Below are 17418 nucleotides of genomic sequence, written 5' to 3'. Positions count from 1 at the left end.
TGAACTCCCTCACTCGCCTCGTAGGCCACTTCCAGAATAGAACGCCCACGGCCGGATGGAGCCACCCAAAGAGGACTTTTTTTCGAGGCCGCGCCCGACCTCGATTCCGGTCTCGGTCCCGGCCTCGATCCCGGTCTCAGTCCTCCGGTGGAAACACCGGCTCCCCGCTTCCCAGCAGCGTGATCATGATGGCCTCCACCGGACAGCTCTCCGCCGCCTCCAGGATCTTCTCGTTGGCGTCGGTCTCCGCCTCGGCCGGATGCGACTGCATGGCGGTGTCGAGCCGGAAGGCCTCCGGGGCGCGGTGGACGCACTGGGCGGAGCCGATGCAGACGGAGCGGTCGACCTCGACCCCCCAGCGGTCGCCCATCCTCAGGCCTCCCACCCTGCCGGCAGGTGGATCATCTTGTGCTCCAGGAACTCGCCGTACCCCTCGGGCCCGAACTCCCGCCCCAGCCCCGAGTTCTTGTAGCCGCCGAAGGGGCCGAGCATGTCGAGGCTGAAGGTGTTCACGGAGTACGTGCCGGTACGGACCTGCCGCGCGACGTCGATGCCGTGCGCGACGTCCGCCGTCCAGACGCTGCCGCTCAGCCCGTAGTCGGAGTCATTGGCGATCTTCACGGCCTCGTCCTCGTCGCCGTAGGGGAGGAGGCAGATCACCGGCCCGAAGATCTCCTCCCGAGCGATCCGCATGGAGTTGTCGACGTCTCCGAACAGGGTCGGCTCGACGTACCAGCCCCGGTCGAGCCCGTGCGGACGGCCACCGCCCGTGAGGATCTTGGCGCCTTCTTCCTGGCCGATACGGATGTAGTCGAGGTTGCGCTGCTGCTGACGCCTGGCGACCAGTGGGCCGACCTGGGTGGCCGGGTCCAGCGGGTCCCCGACGACCAGCGCGCCCGCCGCCGCGGCGAAGGCGTCCGCGAACTCGTCGTAGCGCGAGCGCGGCAGCAGGATCCGGGTCTGCGCGACGCACGCCTGCCCGTTGTTCATCCAGGCCGCCGAGACGATTCCGGGGACGGCGGTGGCGAGGTCCGCGTCCGGCAGGACCACCGCCGCCGACTTCCCGCCCAGCTCCAGCGTCACACGGGTGAGGTTGCGCGAGGCCACCTCCATCACGCGCCGGCCGGCCGCGACCGATCCGGTGAAGGAGACCTTGTCGATGCCGGGGTGTCCGACCAGGTACTCGCTGACCTCGCGGTCGGCGGGCAGGATCGACAGGACACCCTCCGGCAGCCCGGCCTCCTTCGCGATCTCGCCCAGCAGATAGGCGTCCAGGGGCGACTCGGGCGACGGCTTCAGTACGACCGTGCAGCCGGTCAGCAGCGCGGGCGCGAGCTTGGCGGCCGCCACGAACTGCGGCACGTTCCACGGCACCACGGCCGCGACCACGCCCACCGGCTCACGCCGGACGAGGATGCGCCCGAGGACGCCGTCGCGGGTCTCCTCGTACGTGAAGTTCCGCGCGACCGTGAGCGCCGCGTCCCACACCATCATCGCGCCGAGGGCCTGCGCGAGGACGCTCCAGGAGTACGGGGAGCCGTTCTCCGAGGAGATGACCCGGGCGATCTCCTCGTGCCGTACCGCGATCCCGTCCTTGATCCGGGTGACGACCTCGATCCGCTCGTCGAGGCTCATCCGGGGCCAGGGTCCTTCGTCGAACGCCCGGCGCGCGACGGCGACCGCCCGGTCCACGTCCTCGGTCGACGCGTGCGGGACGCGCCCGATGACCTCCTCGGTGTGCGGCGAGATCACCTCGATGACGTCCTTGCCCAGGGGGTCCGTCAACTCCCCGCCTATGAACAGCTGTCCGTGCTCCACGAGCTCGGTCATGACCGACCGCCTCCCTGGTTTCTGACGCTTCATCAGATATGAGAACTGATACCAGCTCCGGTCGACGGAGTCCACGGGTCGGACTCATGACTCGCACACCACCCACAGAACGGTTGGTTTGAGCACCCAATGGAATCGGTTCTAGTTATAGTGGCGAGAACACGGCGATTGGTGGGGATCCATGACGCAGGTGACCGATCACGGCGGGGGCGTACGGTCGATCAGGGTCCCCATCCCGGACAACCCGCTCGGAACGACGCTGGTCCACCTCGTCGACACCGATCTGGGACCCGTGCTGATCGACACCGGCTGGGACGACCCGGCCTCCTGGGACGCCCTCGCCGCCGGGCTCACCGCCTGCGGCGTCTCCGTCGCCGAAGTGCACGGCGTGGTCATCACCCACCACCACCCCGACCACCACGGTCTGTCGGGCAAGGTGCGGGAGGCGTCCGGGGCATGGATCGCGATGCACGCGCTGGACACCGCGATCGTGCGGCGGACCCGGGAGAACCGGCCCGACCGCTGGTTCTCCTACATGGCGGACAAGCTGGCGTCCTCGGGCGCCCCCGAGGAGCACGTGGCGCTGCTGCGCGAGGCCCGCACGGCCCGGCTCTCCACCGGCCTGCCCGCCTTCGCCCCCGCGCTCCCCGACCGTGAGATCGTCCCCGGCGAGCTCCTCGACCTGGCGGGCCGCCGCCTGCGCGCGATCTGGACCCCGGGCCACACGCCCGGCCACGTCTGCCTCCACCTGGAGGAGACCCACCCGGCCGCTCTCCCCGGCAACGGCCGCCTCTTCTCCGGCGACCACCTGCTCCCGCGGATCACCCCGCACATCGGCCTGTACGAGGATCCCGACGACGCCACCGTGGCCGATCCCCTCGGGGACTATCTGGACGCCCTGGAGCGCGTCGGCCGTCTGAACCCGGCCGAGGTGCTCCCGGCCCACCAGCACGCCTTCACCGACGCGCCCGGCCGCGTGCGGGAGTTGCTCGCACACCATGAGGAGCGGCTCACCGGCCTGCTCGCCCTGCTGTCGACCCCGCTCACCTCCTGGCAGCTCGCCGAGCGCATGGAGTGGAACCGCCCGTGGGACCAGATCCCCTTCACCTCCCGCAACATCGCGGTGTCGGAGGCCGAGGCCCATGTGCGCCGCCTGGTGAAACTGGGCCGGGCGGAGGCGGTGGCGGGGAGTGATCCGGTGACGTACGTGGCTCTGTAACGCGTTCGCGTGGCGCTGTACCGCGTTCGCGTGGCGCTGTAATGCGTTGGTGACGGCAAGCCCGGAGCTGATAGCAACAGCTCATGGCCCCTCTCGAACAGCCCGCCCTCGAACGCCTTCTCGCCGAGCGCGCCTGCGAGCGTCTCGTCCTCGACTTCGTCCACCGTCTCGACCTCGGTGAACCCGCCTCCGTCGCCGAGCTGTTCACCGAGGACGGCATCTGGCGGTGGCCGGAGGGCGACCGGCTCGTCGAAGGGCGTGCCGCCCTGCGCGCATACTTCGGCGCCCGCCCCGCGGACCGGCTCTCGCGCCGCATGATGGCGAACGTCCTGGTCACCGTGGACTCACCGACCCAGGCGCGGGCCACCTCGTACTTCACCACCTACCGGGTCGACGGCCACACCGGCGGCATGGTCCCCGCCGGGCCTCCCGTTCAGATCGGTCACTACGAGGACACCTTCCGCAGGGTCGACGGGCAGTGGTTGCTCTCGGCCCGCACCCTCTTCCTGCCGTTCGGCGGCCCCACCCCCCGTCACCGGCCCTCCGCCGCGTAGTCGAGCCCCTCCTCGTACTGCATTCCGAACCCCTCCTCGTACGCCGCGCGGTAGGCGCTGTCGCCGATCTCTGCGCGGATGCGGAGTTCGTGGGAACGACGCGTGGCGAGGAGGTCGGGCGAGTCCATCTGGGCGCGGCCGGTGAGTTCCCAGACGCGTTCGCCGATGCCGAGGAGGCGGGCGGCGCGCAGGCCGTCGCCGGCCGCGACGACCGCGGCGGCCAGGACGTCCAGCGCCATGGCCGCGCCGACGGTGTTGTGCAGCAGGCCGTGCCCGGCGAGCGCGGTGCGGGCGTTGTCGACGGCGGCGTGGACGTCACCGCGGGCCAGGTCCGTCTGCGCCACGATCACGTTGGCGAAAGCGGCCGCCCACAACTCCCCGCACGCCACGCTGGCCTCGCGCGCCTCTTCTGCCACCGCGCGCGACCGGCCGTACTCGCCCCTCAGCAGGTACACGAAGGAGAGCACCACCCGGACGTGGAGCTGGGCGCCCCCGAACCCGTCCTCCCTGATGGGCAGTCGGGGCATGGCGGACAGCACGTCGATCGCCTCGGCCAGCCGCCCGCTCAGGGCCAACTGGCTGCCCGTGAGGCACGCGGCGGCCACCACGGTCGCCGGATCGGCCCGCGCGTCCGCCGCGTCCGTGCAGCGCTCCGCCCAATTGGCCGCGGCCTCCAGATCGCCCTGGAGCAGCGCCACCGCGCCGCGTACCCACAGCGCGCGGGTCCGGTCGGGGCCGGGCCCCGGGTGGGCGGCGAGCGCGAGATCCAGGCAGTGCTGGGCGTCGCGCAGATAGCCGCAGTGCCGCCACAGGAAGCCGACGTCGGTCGCCATCTCCAGGACGAAACGGCTGTCGGGTTCGGCGAGCGCGCAGTCCATCGCGGCACGGAGGTTGGCGTGCTCGGTGAGGGTGAGTTCGCACCAGGCGACCTGCCGTCCGGTGTTCCACTCGGTCCATCCCTGGCGGACCAGCCGCCGGAAGTGGTCGCGGTGGCGCAGCCGTACGGCGTGTTCCTCGCCGAGGGCGCGCAGCCAGTCGGCGCCGAACTCCCTGACGGTGTCGAGGAGTCGGAAGCGGACGGGATCGGTGCGGTGGCGCTGCACGATGGACTGCTCGACGAGCCGGGCGAGCAGTGCGGCGATCCGCCCGGCGGGCAGCGGGCCGCCCGAGCAGATCTCCTCGGCGGCGCGCACACAGAAGCCGCCCGCGAACACCGAGAGCCGGGCCCACAGCAGCCGCTCCAGCGGTGCGCACAGTTCGTGGCTCCAGCCGATCGCCGTGCGCAGTGTCTGGTGGCGTGGCGGTCCGGCGCCGCCGCACGGGGCGCTGAGCAGGTCGAGCCGGGACGGCGGGCGTTCGCCGAGCCGGCCGTGGAGCTGGGCCAGGGACAGTTCGGACAGTCGGGCGGCGGCGAGTTCGAGGGCGAGCGGGATGCCGTCGAGGCGGCGGCAGACGGCCTCCACGGTGGGGCGGTTGATGTCGTCGAGGGTGAACCCGGTGTTGGTGGCGCGGTCGGCGAACAGGGTGACCGCGTCGTCGGCGATCGGCAGCGGGTCCAGGGGCAGCACGAGTTCGCCGGGCAGTCCGAGCGGTTCGCGGCTGGTGACGAGGACGCGCAGGCCGGGGAGGGCGGGCAGCAGGGTCTCGACGAGTGCGGCGCACTCCGCGAGGACGTGTTCGCAGGAGTCGAGCACCAGCAACAACCGTTTGCCTTCGGCCCATTCGGCCACCACCTCGGTGACGGGGCCGGTGGACTGATCGGCGAGCCGCAGAGCCTCCACGACGGCGAGGCCGACCAGGCCGGCGGTGTGCAGGGGGGAGAGTTCCACCAGCCAGACGCCGTCGTTGTAGGCCTTCTGGACCCGGCCCAGTGCGCGCAGGGCGAGCCGGGTCTTGCCGACTCCGCCGACGCCGACGACGCTCAGGAGCCGGTATGTGCCCACCGAGGGGTCCAACTCCGTCTCCAGCCAGTGGAGTTCCTCTCGCCGCCCGACGAAGCTGTGCGTCTCGGGCGGCAGATTGCCGGGCCCGCCGCCGGTCGGATGCGTCGGCTCGGTCGTTTTGTCGGACACAACAGCCATTCTGGACGGATCACGCCGGCTCCGGCGGCTGTCCGAGAACTCGGACAGAAGAGCATCGGCACCACGACAGTTCCGGGCACCTTTCGACGAGATGCGATCAACTCCCTGTTGGTGAGGGTGCGGCGGTCGATGTTCGGAGATCGTCGGGTGATGGGCACGAAGGAGCAGGGGCAGCGAGATCGCCGAGAACACCAAGAAGACCGAGGACATCAAGAACAGCGGGAGCGGCGGGCGCTGCTCGCACCGCTCGTCATCTGTCTGCTGATCGCCGTGCCGGATCTGCTCTTCGAACAGGTACCGCCGCTCATCACCCTGCTGCTCATCGGCCCGCTGCTGGCCTGCGCCCGGCTCGGCGTCCGGCACACCGTGCTGGTGTGCTGCTGGTCGGCGGTCCTGGGCCTGGCCATGGGGATCGGCAACGACGCGGTGCCGAGCACCGGCTTCGGCATCCGCTGGGGCGGACTCCTCGTCGGCTGCGCGCTCACCGTGTACGCGGCCCGGCAGCGCGACCGCCTCCGCGACCGGCTGGCGCGGGCCCGCGAGGTGGCCCGGGTCACCCAGACGGCGATCCTGCGGCCCATCTCCCGCACCTTCGACGGCACCCGGGTCTGCACCCGGTACCACAGCGTCTCGCACGAATCGGCCGTCGGTGGCGACCTGTACGACGTCGCGGTGACGCCGTACGGCCTGCGGGTCCTCATCGGTGACGTACGAGGCCACGGCGTCGAGGGGCTCCGGCTGACCGCCGACACCATCACGGCCTTCCGTGAACTCGCCTACACCGCACCGGACCTGACGACCCTCACCGCCGGACTCGACGCCCTCCTCACCCCCGAGCTGGGCCCCGAGGACTTCGTCACCGCGGTGCTCGCCGAGTTCGCGCCCGGCGAAGTGCGGCTCGTCAACTGCGGCCATCCGCCCCCGCTGCGCTCCGGTCACCGCATCGAACTCCTCGAACCCCTCGTCCCCACCCCGCCGTTGGGCCTCGGTCCCGATCCGCGCCAGTACCGCGTACGACTCCAGCCCGGCGACCGGCTGCTCCTCTACACCGACGGCCTCACCGAGGCCCGTGACGCGGAGGGCGCCCCCTTCCCCCTCCTCGGCGAGGCGGCGCTCGCCCTGCGCGAGCCGCTCCCCGACGAGGCCCTGCGAGCCCTGCACACCCGTCTGCTCGCCCACACCGGCACCGCCCTCGCCGACGATCTCGCCCTGGTCCTGTGCCAGCCCACGGAGGCGACGGTTCCGGCACCCGTGCCGTGACCGATGATTCCGCGACGCGACGGGAGTCGTAGATACCGAAGCCCCCCCAGAAAGGCCAACCGATGCCGAACCCGTCGCCGAAGCCGGACCCGAACCCGAGGTCGGCGAGCGGCCTGCACGACCTCCTGAAGGCGTACGTCGACGAGGGCAAGGTGCCGGGAGCCGTGGGCCTGGTGGCCCGCGGCGACACGGTCGAGGTACGGGCCGTCGGCACCATCGACGTCGAGGGCAGCGCCCCGATGGCCAGGGACTCGATCTTCCGTATCGCCTCGATCAGCAAGCCGATCACCGCGGCGGCGGTGATGATGCTGATCGAGGACGGGGAGATCGCGTCGGACGATCCGGTCGACACCTGGCTCCCGGAGCTGGCGAAGCCGATGGTCGTACGGACCCCGTCGAGTCCGGTCGTGGACGTGGTCCCGGCCGCCCGTCCCCTCACCGTCTCCGACCTGCTCTCCTCCCGGGCGGGCTGGGGTTTCCCGTCCGACTTCACGCTGCCGCAGGTCCAGGCGCTGTTCGAGGTCCAGAAGGACGGCCGCGATCCACAGGGCTTCCCGGCGCCGGACGCGTGGCTGGCGGACCTGTCCCGGATCCCGCTGCTGTACCAGCCGGGCGAGGCCTGGCTGTACGGCACCTGCTCCGACCTCCAGGGCGCGCTGGTCTCCCGGGTCACGGGCCGTTCACTGCCGGAGTTCCTGGCCGAGCGGGTCTTCGAGCCGCTCGGCATGACCGACACGGCGTTCGAGGTACCGGCCGCCAAGCGCGACCGCTTCACCAGCTCTTACCGCACCGCGCCCGACGGCCATGGTCTCGAACTGGCCGACGCGCCCGACGGTCAGTGGAGCCGCGTGCCGCCGTTCCCCTCCGGCGGGGGTGGACTCGTCTCGACCGCCGACGACTGGCTGGCCTTTGCCCGGTTGCTCCTCGCGGGCGGCACCACGGCCGAGGGCCGCCGGCTCCTCTCCCGCGCCTCGGTACGGCAGATGACCACCACCCACCTCACCCGGCCGCAGCGTGAGATCGGCGCGCTCTTCATGGAGGGCCAGGGCTGGGGTTACGGCGCCCAGGTCGACATCGCGCCCACCGACCCCTGGAACGTCCCGGGCCGCTACGGCTGGACCGGCGGCACCGGCACCACCGGCCACCTCGTCCCCGCCACCGACACCGTCACCCTGCTCCTCACCCAGGTGGCCATGGAGAACCCGACGCCGACCCCGCTGATGCGCGACTTCTGGCGCCACACCACTCAGTGAAGCAACGCCCGGATCAACTCCTCGGCATCCCCGAGGAGTTGGACCTCACATGCGCTCATGGTCGGATTGGCGGCCCGCCGCACCCGCGCCTCCGCAAGCCCCTCCCACGTCACCCGGTCCGCGTTCCCGTCGAGCATCGCGACCAGCGTCTCGCGGGCCAGCTCCGCGTGGACCTCAGCGCCGACGGCGACCTGCGCGAGGATCACGGCGGACATGCCCCAGTCCAGGCCGGGCGGCCCGTCCTCGGCGTTGGACCAGTCGATGACCTTCGGGCCGTCCGGGGTGAGCATCACGTTGTCCGGGTGCAGATCCAGGTGCAGTACGCGGACGCCCGCGTCACCGGAGCCCCGACCGGGCACGGCGTGCAGCGCGCGCAGCAGCCCGGCAAGCACACCACCACCCTCCCGCGCGCCGATCTCCCCCGCCCCGAACGCCGCCAGCATGGTCGGCCCGGAAAGCCGTTCCATCACCATCTCGGCCCGGCTCGCCGCCCGCACGGCCGGCACCGGATACCCATGCCCCCGCACGTACTCCATCACCGCCGCCTCCGCCGCCGCGTCCCCCCACCCGTCCCGGTCCCGGCGCACCACCCAGCCCCGCTCCCCCTCCACCTCGAAGACATCCGCCGAACGCCCCGAACCGATCAGTCTCCCCGTCCGCATGCCGCCGAACCTATCCACCGTCACAGCCACTCCTCAGGCGATTCCTACGGGCCGGTACAGTAAGCAGGTCGTCATCACACCCGTACGCGGAGAAGCCGGTGCAATTCCGGCGCTGACCCGCAACCGTGAGCCACCCGCACGCGTGGCAAGCCGGATCGCCTCGTCCGGGACGTGACCGGCTCGTGCCACCGGCAGCCCGTCGGTGGCCGGCACCGTCGAGGGATACGGGGCCGGAGCCGCTCGGGGCCAAGCCTGCGCCCGGTGCTGCCCGGCTTCCGCAGGGAGAGTCATGATTGTTCGCCGCAGCGCCGCGGTACTGGCCGCCACCGTAGTGATCGGTACGGCCCTGGCCCCGGCCGCCGTGGCCGAAGGTGCCTCGCCTTCGGCCGCCCCGGCGATACCCTCCGGCCTCTACGGCACCACCGACCCCACCTACGACGGTGTCTGGCGGCAGTCCCTCGCGCTGCTCGCCCAGCACACCGTCGGTGTGAAGCCCGCGGCGAAGGCCGTCGACTGGCTGGCCGGGCAGCAGTGCGCGAACGGGGCGTTCGCGGCGTACCGCGCCGACGCGTCGGCGAAGTGCGACGCCAAGACGATGGTCGACACCAACAGCACCTCGGCGGCCGTGCAGGCCCTCGCCGCGCTCGGCGGCCACGGCAGCGAGACGGGCAAGGCCGTCGCATGGCTGGAGTCCGTACAGAACAAGGACGGCGGCTGGGGCTACACCGCGGGCGGCGCGAGCGACGCGAACTCCACGTCCGTGGTGATCGGGGCGCTGGCGGCGGTGGGCAAGAAGCCGGCGGACGTCTCCAAGGACGGCAAGTCGCCGTACGACGCCCTCGCGAAGCTGTCGATCCCGTGCGGTGGGGCCGACGGGGGCGCGTTCGCCTACCAGCCGGACAAGAAGGGCAAGCTCGCGGCCAACGCGGACGCGACGGCGGCGGCCGTGGTCGGATCCCTGGGCAAGGGCCTCGCCGGTGAACCCCTGAAGCCCGTGGCCGACCCCCTCTCCTGCGCGACCGCCGACAGCGCCGAGCAGACGGCCCGGAACGGTGCCGCGTACCTCGTCAAGGCGCTCGCCAAGGACCAGCACCTCACATCGACGATGCCCGGCGCCAAGGACCAGCCGGACTACGGCAACACGGCGGACGCGGTCGTCGCGCTCGCCACCGCCGGGCACGGCGACAAGGCGGCCGGCGCGATGCGCTGGCTGGAGGCCCACTCCGCGCAGTGGGCCGAGCAGAGCGGACCCGCCGCGTACGCGCAACTCGTCCTCGCCGCCGACGCGGCGACGTTCGACCCGCGCGACTTCGGCGGCCGGGACCTCGTCAAGCAGCTCAACGCCACCGGCCCCGCGCCCGCGTCCCTCCCGGCCGAGCCCACGGCCTCCGCGTCCGCGTCCGCCTCGGAAGCCGCGAAGAAGAAGGACGACAGCGGCGTCAGCGTCTGGTGGATCATCGGCGTCGGACTCGTCGGCGGCATCGGCATCGGCTTCCTGATCAGCGCCCGGAACAAGAAGCAGCAGCCGTGAGCCGCCGTCGGACGTGCGCACTGGTCCTGTCCCTGCTCCTGCTCGTACTCGGCGGCGCGGGACAGGCCCAGGCCGTCGGCTACCGCTACTGGTCGTTCTGGGACCTGACCGGCGGGAAGTGGACGTACGCGACGCAGGGCCCGTCGACCACGCGGCCGTCCGACGGCGACGTGCAGGGCTTCCGTTTCGCGGTGAGCGCGGACTCGCAGGACGCCTCCAAGCCGCGCGGCGACGCCGACTTCGCGTCCATCTGCGCGAAGACGCCCGCCCAGGCGGGCCACAAGCGGGTGGCCCTCGTCATCGACTCCGGCACGACCGAGGACGCCCCGGGCGGCGAGACGCCGCCCGCTCCGCGGACGGTCTGTGCCCGCGTCCCCGCCGACGCGACCACGGCCGAGGCGCTCGCGACGGTCGCCAAGCCCCTCCGGTACGACACCAACGCCCTCCTGTGCGCCATCGCGGGCTACCCCGGAACGGGCTGCGGCGACCAGGTCGCGACGTCACACACCGCGCCTTCCGCCACCGCGAAAGCCAACGCCAACGCCAAGGCCGACGCCAAGTCCGAGCCGGACCGGCACGGCCCGTCGCTGGGCCTGCTCGCGGGAGTCGTCGCGGTCGCCGCGCTCGGCGGGGCGGCAGTCTGGCAGACCCGCCGCCGCCGGCCCTGAGTACGGCGAGCGACGATGACACGCGCGCCGAAGGCACACCGTTCCAACGCCCTCCCCCCAGGAGCCTGGTGGATCTGGGCCCTGGGCCTGGGAACCGCCGCCTCCCGCACCACCAACCCCCTCCTGCTCGCCCTCCTCATAGCCGTGGCCGGCTATGTGGTGGCCGCCCGCCGGACCGACGCCCCCTGGGCCCGCTCCTACACCGCGTTCGTCAGACTCGGCATCGCCGTCCTCGGCATCCGGCTGGCGTTCGCCGTCTTCCTCGGCTCCCCCATCCCCGGCACCCACCTCCTCGTCACCCTCCCCGAACTCCCCCTCCCCCACTGGGCCCAGGGCATCCGTATCGGCGGCCGGGTCACCGCCGAGGGCCTGCTGTTCGCGCTGTACGACGGCCTGAAGCTGGCCACGCTCCTCATCTGCGTCGGCGCGGCGAACGCCCTCGCGAACCCGGCACGGCTGCTGAAGTCGCTCCCGGGCGCCCTGTACGAGGCGGGCGTCGCGGTGGTCGTCGCGCTGACGTTCGCGCCGAACCTGATCGCGGACGGCCGGAGACTGCGCGCCGCCCGCCGTCTGCGCGGCCGCCCCGACCGTGGGCTGCGCGGCCTGCTGCACGTCGGACTCCCGGTCCTGGAGGGCGCGTTGGAGCGTTCGGTCGCCCTCGCGGCGGCGATGGACGCCCGCGGCTACGGCCGCACCGCCGAGGTACCGCCCGCCGTCCGCCGTACGACCACCGCCTTGACGCTGGGCGGTCTGCTCGGCGTCTGCGCGGGCACGTACGGAGTGCTGACCGCCGAGGGCGGCACCTACGGCCTGCCCGTGCTGCTCGCCGGAGTGGCCGCGGCGCTCGGCGGGCTGTGGCTGGGCGGGCGCCGCTCGGTCCGCACGCGCTACCGACCGGACGTGTGGGGCGTACGGGCCTGGCTGGTGGCGAGCTCCGGAGTCGCGGTCGCCGCCGGACTGATCGTCTCCGCCACGTACGACGCCTCGGCCCTGAGCCCCGGCGTCCTCCCGCTGACCGCTCCCGCCCTGCCCCTCTGGCCGGCGGCGGCGATCCTGCTCGGCCTGCTCCCCGCCTTCGTGGCCCCGACACCCCGCTCGCGGGAAGCCTCCACCCCCAAGGACCCCTCATGATCCGCTTCGAGGATGTCTCCGTGACGTACGACGGAGCTGTCGAACCCACCGTCCAGGGCGTGGACTTCGAGGTCCCGGAGGGTGAACTCGTCCTGCTGGTGGGGCCCTCCGGCGTCGGCAAGTCGACCGTGCTCGGCGCGGTCTCCGGTCTCGTACCGCACTTCACTGGCGGCACCCTGCGCGGCCGGGTCACGGTCGCCGGACGGGACACCCGCACCCACAAACCGCGCGAACTCGCGGACGTGGTCGGCACGGTGGGCCAGGATCCGCTGTCCCACTTCGTGACGGACACGGTCGAGGACGAACTCGCCTATTGCATGGAGTCGTTGGGACTCGCACCGGCCGTGATGCGCCGCCGCGTCGAGGAGACCCTGGACCTGCTGGGCCTGGCGGACCTCCGCGACCGCCCGATCGCCACGCTCTCCGGCGGCCAGCAGCAGCGCGTCGCCATCGGCTCGGTCCTGACCCCCCACCCGCGGGTCCTGGTCCTCGACGAGCCCACCTCGGCCCTGGACCCGGCCGCCGCCGAGGAGGTCCTCGCCGTCCTGCAACGCCTCGTCCACGACCTCGGCACGACCGTCCTCATGGCCGAACACCGCCTCGAACGCGTCATCCAGTACGCCGACCAGGTCGCCCTGCTCCCGTCCCCGGGCACCGCGCCGCTCCTCGGCACCCCGTCCGAGATCATGGCCGTCTCCCCGGTGTACCCGCCGGTGGTGGACCTGGGTCGGCTGGCCGACTGGTCCCCGCTCCCCCTCACGGTGCGCGACGCACGACGCAGGGCGGGGGCCCTGCGGGAGCGGCTCGCGGAACTCGTCCCGAAGCCGAGGACCCCGCAGACGACAACTCCGCAGCCGACAGTTCCGCGGGCGACCGTTCCGCAGCCGACAACTCCGCGGGCGACGGCCCCGGCCTCGATCGAAGCCCTCGCCGTCCGCCACGGCCGCGTCGAGGCGCTCCGGCGCGTCGACCTCACCACCGCCCCCGGCGAGATCATCGCCCTGATGGGCCGCAACGGGGCCGGGAAGTCCACCCTCCTCGGCACGCTGGTCGGCCTGGTCCAACCGGCGGCCGGTTCGGTCCTGGTCGGGGGCGCGGTCCCGTACCGGACGGCACCACGGGACCTCGTCCGCCGGGTGGGTCTCGTACCGCAGGAACCGCGCGACCTGCTGTACGCCGACACGGTCGCCGCCGAGTGCGCGGCGGCCGACGAGGACGCGGGGGCCGAGCCCGGCACCTGCCGGGCCCTGGTGTCCGAGCTGCTGCCGGACATCGGGGACGCCACCCACCCCCGTGACCTGTCGGAGGGGCAGCGGCTGGCGCTCGCGCTGGCCGTCGTCCTGACGGCCCGCCCCCCGCTCCTGCTCCTCGACGAACCGACCCGCGGCCTGGACTACGCGGCGAAGGCCCGCCTGGTCACGGTCCTGCGCGGCCTGGCCGCCGAGGGTCACGCGATCGTCCTGGCCACCCACGACGTGGAACTCGCCGCCGAGCTCGCGCACCGTGTCGTCGTCCTCGCGGACGGCGAGATCGTCGCCGACGGTCCGACGGCCGAGGTGGTCGTCGCCTCCCCGTCCTTCGCCCCCCAGGTCACGAAGGTGCTCGCGCCACAGCCATGGCTCACGGTCACCCAGGTCAGGGAGGCCCTCTCATGACGACACCGGAGATCCGGACCAGAGCCGTCCGCCTCGGCCCCCGCTCCCTCGCCGCACTCTGCCTCGTGAGCGCCGTCGGGGTCGCCGGGTTCGGCTGGCCGCTCTTCGCCGACCCCACCTCGCAGGTCGTCGCGCACGCACAGGACGCGCCCTGGCTGTTCGCGGGGCTGCTGGTGATGCTCGTCGCCGTCGTCACGGCGACGATCTCCGAGTCCGGGCTCGGCCCGAAGGCGGTGGCCATGCTCGGGGTGCTGGCCGCGACCGGCGCCGCGCTGCGGCCGATCGGTGCCGGGACGGCCGGGATCGAGCCGATGTTCTTCCTGATGGTGCTGAGCGGCCGGGTGCTCGGACCGGGGTTCGGGTTCGTGCTCGGGTCCGTGACCATGTTCTCCTCCGCGCTGCTCACGGGCGGGGTGGGTCCGTGGCTGCCGTTCCAGATGCTCGCGATGGGCTGGTTCACGATGGGCGCCGGGCTGCTGCCGGGCCCCGACCGGCTGCGCGGGCGCGGGGAACTGGCCCTGCTCGCGGCGTACGGATTCTGCGCCGCGTTCGCTTACGGCACGGTCATGAACCTGGCGGGCTGGCCCTTCATGGACGCGCTGGCCTCGAACGTCGCCTTCGACCCGCACGCCGACGTGCCCGCCAACCTGGCCCGTTTCCTCGCCTACTGCCTGGCCACCTCCCTCGGCTGGGACCTGGGCCGGGCCGTCGTCACCGTCGTTCTGACCCTCGCCCTCGGCGCGACCCTCCTCAAGGCGCTGCGCAGGGCGACGCGACGGGCCGCCTTTGAGACCCCGGTCACCTTCGAACCCCGGTGACGTGCGGCCCAGGTCACACCACTCGGACGCGCCCCGTAGCCGCCCGCACACCTTCTGCCAGTCGCGGGGTGAAGCAGCCCATAGGACCCACGTCACATACGAAGCGGGCTAGTAACGCCAAAGGCGTGGCATGGACGCGTCGTCAACCCCTCTGACCTGGGGTTTGAGACGCAGGTCACACAAGGGACGTTTCCCTCGGATGCGACCACCACTAGTAAAAGGGGTCATTGCGGACGCCCTCCGAGCCTGTTTCTCTGGAGCAGTCGCCAGGCGCCACGAGCCCACCCGGGCCGCGGCGCCGATGTACGCCCCCACCACACGTCGTGTGGTCACGCGCACCGCGACCGCCCTGTTTCCTAAGAGAGGTTCTCCGCGTGTCCGTCTCCTTCATCCGCAACATCGCCGCTTCCCCGAAGAAGGTCCTCACCACCGCCGCCGTGGCCGCCGCCGCCACCGGCATGGTCCTCGCCGCGAGCCCCGCTCAGGCCGCCACCGGCCAGGCCTCCTCCGCCCAGGCGATCGCGCACAAGATGATCCCGGACGCCGCGCAGTTCAGTGCCTTCAGCAAGATCGTCGAGCACGAGAGCGGCTGGAACCCCAGCGCCACGAACTCCTCCTCCGGCGCCTACGGCCTGGTCCAGGCCCTGCCCGGCGCGAAGATGTCGACTGCCGGTTCCGACTGGAAGACGAACCCGGCCACCCAGATCAAGTGGGGGCTGGACTACATGAACTCCCGCTACGGCAGCCCGGCCGCCGCCTGGAACTTCTGGCAGGCCCACAACTGGTACTGAGCGGCCCACCGGTGACCACCGGAGCCACACGGCACCCGTATACGCGAAGGCGGCGGCCCCCCGATCCCCGGGGCCGCCGCCTTCGCCATGCCCACCGAACATCGAACGAATCGGCCTACTCGGTCTGCTCGGTCTGCTCGGTCTGCTCGGTCTGCTCGTAGAAGTGCTGCCGTCGGCCGACGAGCCGCTCGTACATCTTCCGCTGCCCGGCGACGTCGTCCTTGTTCTTCTCCAGCTCGTCGAGCCACTCCCGCTTGATCTGGTCCAGGAACGCCCGCCAGTCCCCGCTTCCCTGGGCCTTCCCCAGCTCCCGCAGCTCCACCAGGCGCTCGTTGTGCTTCAGCCCGCCGGTGCCGACCTTGTCCCCCTTGTGACCGTGCAGGACCGACTCGGGGTTGGCCGTGGCCTCGGTGGACCGGGCGTTGTGCACATAGCCGACCGGGCTCTCGGCGTGGGGCTTGATCGTCTCGATGCCGACCAGCAGGGAGCCGTCCTTGGCGGCGGTGGGCGGGGTGAGAATCAGCAGCATGTGGCCGTACGAGCCGTTCGGCAGGACCACGTCGCCGTTCCAGTCCTGCGAGCCGAACCCGCCGCCGGAGATGTCCATGCCCATGAGCTGCGGACGCTCGGGCCCGACATGGGGCACGGCCGGCGTCAGAAAGTTCGCGACGGACGCGCCGATACCGCCCTTCTCCTGGAACTTGCCCGGCTCGCCCCCCTCCTTGTTCTTCTCGATGGCGGTGCGGTGCGTGGCGAAATCACGCTTGTCGACGAACCCCGCGCGTCGGCCCCGGTCCGTGACGCCCAGGAAGTCCGTCAACGACTGGGGCGACTCGCCCGCGCGCAGGGCGGGGATGCGGATGTTGACCCGGCCGCCGTGGGCGAGCGCCCGCACGACGTCACCCTCGCGATAGTCGACGTGCGCGGCCACCTCCGCCCCCGGGTCGTAGGTCTTCAGTCCGTGCTGGAGCAGGAGCAGGACGGAGGTGAAGACGTCACGGGCCTTCGCGTCCTTCGCCGCGTGCTTCACCGTCTCGGCCTTGTCCGCGTCGGGGTGGAGGCGCTCGGACGGGAGTCCGGCCGGGTGCAGGGTGTCGACGGCGGTCTGCCGTATCTGCTCGTCACGCTCGGCCCGCAGGGTCTGCTTCTCCGCGCCTGAGACCCCGGGAGCCTTGGTGGTCATGAAACGGCCGAGGGTGTAGTCCGGGGCGATCGGGGTGGGCGCGCCGGCCGGGCGCGTGCCCGGCGCGTTCCGCTGGAAGGCCAGGGTCGCGGCGAGGATGCGTTTGCCCGGAGGGTTCCGCAGCCAGTCCTTGTGGTCGCCCTTGATGTACTCCTCGGACTCCTTGAGGGTGCCGATACCCACTTTCGCGAGCCACTGGGGGTTCACCTGGGAGAGCGTCCCGATGTCCTCCAGGTCCTGGGCGCCGAACAGCTCGCCGCTGATCACCCGCCGCTCCAGGGTGCGCTTCAGGCGCGCGGGCCCCTCCGGCATCCAGTGCTCCGGCCACCACGTGCCCGGCGCCAGGGGGTTCACCTTCATCTTCGCCACGACGACATGGCCCTCGATCGACCGGCTCAGCCGCGTGATCACGGCCGCGCCCTGGTCCTCCCGGCCGGACTCCTCGGCAGCGGGAGGCGCGCTCGTGCTCGACTCCCCCACCCTCTGCACGGTGACGGACGCCGCCCGGTTGCCGGCCGTGCGCTGGATCGCCGCCATCTCGGCGGGCGTCCTGGGCGTGGCGTCCGGCCCGCTCCGGGTCTGGTGGGGGCCCGGAGAGGCTGGGCGGGGCAGGGGCGCGGTACGTACTGGTGATCCCGCCCGTGAGCGCCCGCCCTCGCCGTACTGCCGCCTGTCCATACGTCTCCTCCACCCACCTCTTCACCTGCCGGGCTCTCGTCGTACGCCTGAGCGCCCGCTTCCGTTGCCCCCCGAGGCGTAAGGGGTCATGGTGACTCCGGGAC

The 17418-nt window shown here is 72.2% G+C and carries 15 protein-coding genes; 10 read left to right on the top strand and 5 right to left on the bottom strand.

The genetic code is table 11. The features are described 5' to 3' along the window. Positions 1–136: 136 nt before the first annotated feature. Both SMIR_RS27210 and SMIR_RS27205 read right to left on the bottom strand, forming a co-directional pair. Complete coding sequence (locus tag SMIR_RS27210) at positions 137–370, bottom strand: ferredoxin (RefSeq protein WP_054230941.1); 234 nt, start codon at positions 368–370, stop codon at positions 137–139. A gap of 2 nt (positions 371–372) precedes the next feature. Further along, positions 373–1830, bottom strand: coding sequence for an aldehyde dehydrogenase (locus tag SMIR_RS27205; protein WP_054230942.1), 1458 nt, complete (start codon positions 1828–1830; stop codon positions 373–375). A gap of 181 nt (positions 1831–2011) precedes the next feature. Between SMIR_RS27205 and SMIR_RS27200 the strand changes: the two genes are divergently transcribed. Together SMIR_RS27200 and SMIR_RS27195 are read left to right on the top strand one after the other, a co-directional pair. After that, positions 2012–3049 (top strand): Strvi_7410 family MBL fold metallo-hydrolase, encoded by a 1038-nt coding sequence (locus SMIR_RS27200; RefSeq protein ID WP_168490957.1) that lies wholly within the window; start codon positions 2012–2014, stop codon positions 3047–3049. A gap of 83 nt (positions 3050–3132) precedes the next feature. Next, positions 3133–3603 carry a nuclear transport factor 2 family protein gene (locus SMIR_RS27195; protein ID WP_168490959.1) on the top strand — a complete coding sequence of 157 codons (471 nt, stop codon included), beginning with the start codon at positions 3133–3135 and terminating at the stop codon, positions 3601–3603. On the opposite strand, the gene SMIR_RS27190 is transcribed toward SMIR_RS27195, so the two are convergent. Then, a complete protein-coding gene (locus tag SMIR_RS27190) occupies positions 3582–5684 on the bottom strand; it encodes an ATP-binding protein (protein ID WP_168490961.1) in 2103 nt (700 codons plus the stop codon). The two genes, SMIR_RS27195 and SMIR_RS27190, sit on opposite strands and share 22 nt — an antisense overlap. A gap of 150 nt (positions 5685–5834) precedes the next feature. On the opposite strand from SMIR_RS27190, the gene SMIR_RS27185 reads away from it, so the two are divergent. Then, the gene (locus SMIR_RS27185) at positions 5835–6944 is read left to right on the top strand and encodes a PP2C family protein-serine/threonine phosphatase (protein ID WP_168490963.1); all 1110 of its coding nucleotides are present in this window, start codon (positions 5835–5837) and stop codon (positions 6942–6944) included. 62 nt (positions 6945–7006) lie between these two features. After that, positions 7007–8197 carry a serine hydrolase domain-containing protein gene (locus SMIR_RS27180; RefSeq protein WP_212727504.1) on the top strand — a complete coding sequence of 397 codons (1191 nt, stop codon included), beginning with the start codon at positions 7007–7009 and terminating at the stop codon, positions 8195–8197. On the opposite strand, the gene SMIR_RS27175 is transcribed toward SMIR_RS27180, so the two are convergent. Next, positions 8191–8859, bottom strand: a complete 669-nt coding sequence (locus tag SMIR_RS27175) for a phosphotransferase family protein (RefSeq protein WP_212727503.1) — start codon at positions 8857–8859, stop codon at positions 8191–8193. The genes SMIR_RS27180 and SMIR_RS27175 overlap by 7 nt on opposite strands. 289 nt (positions 8860–9148) lie before the next feature. Between SMIR_RS27175 and SMIR_RS27170 the strand changes: the two genes are divergently transcribed. The 6 genes from SMIR_RS27170 (at position 9149) to SMIR_RS27145 (ending at position 15453) form a co-directional block, all read left to right on the top strand. Beyond that, positions 9149–10390, top strand: coding sequence for an SCO2321 family membrane protein (locus SMIR_RS27170; protein ID WP_168490971.1), 1242 nt, complete (start codon positions 9149–9151; stop codon positions 10388–10390). Beyond that, complete coding sequence (locus SMIR_RS27165) at positions 10387–11058, top strand: SCO2322 family protein (RefSeq protein WP_212727502.1); 672 nt, start codon at positions 10387–10389, stop codon at positions 11056–11058. Before SMIR_RS27170 ends, SMIR_RS27165 begins: the two co-directional genes overlap by 4 nt. A gap of 15 nt (positions 11059–11073) precedes the next feature. Further along, positions 11074–12189 (top strand): CbiQ family ECF transporter T component, encoded by a 1116-nt coding sequence (locus SMIR_RS27160; RefSeq protein WP_168490975.1) that lies wholly within the window; start codon positions 11074–11076, stop codon positions 12187–12189. Beyond that, complete coding sequence (locus tag SMIR_RS27155; protein ID WP_212727501.1) at positions 12186–13844, top strand: ABC transporter ATP-binding protein; 1659 nt, start codon at positions 12186–12188, stop codon at positions 13842–13844. Before SMIR_RS27160 ends, SMIR_RS27155 begins: the two co-directional genes overlap by 4 nt. Further along, positions 13841–14662 carry an ECF transporter S component gene (locus SMIR_RS27150; RefSeq protein ID WP_168490977.1) on the top strand — a complete coding sequence of 274 codons (822 nt, stop codon included), beginning with the start codon at positions 13841–13843 and terminating at the stop codon, positions 14660–14662. The genes SMIR_RS27155 and SMIR_RS27150 overlap by 4 nt, the downstream gene beginning before the upstream one ends. Positions 14663–15036: 374 nt before the next feature. Further along, on the top strand, positions 15037–15453 hold the full coding sequence (locus tag SMIR_RS27145; protein ID WP_168490979.1) for an aggregation-promoting factor C-terminal-like domain-containing protein: 417 nt from the start codon (positions 15037–15039) through the stop codon (positions 15451–15453). A gap of 115 nt (positions 15454–15568) precedes the next feature. Here SMIR_RS27145 and SMIR_RS27140 read toward each other — a convergent pair whose 3' ends face one another. Beyond that, entirely contained in the window at positions 15569–17173 is a 1605-nt protein-coding gene (locus tag SMIR_RS27140) for a PE-PGRS family protein (RefSeq protein ID WP_212727500.1), read from the bottom strand. Between the last annotated feature and the right edge of the window lie 245 nt (positions 17174–17418).

Source organism: Streptomyces mirabilis (genome assembly GCF_018310535.1).
GTDB lineage: Bacteria > Actinomycetota > Actinomycetes > Streptomycetales > Streptomycetaceae > Streptomyces.
The sequence above is the reverse complement of the archived record's forward strand: the minus strand, read 5'-3'. Positions and strand labels throughout refer to the sequence as shown.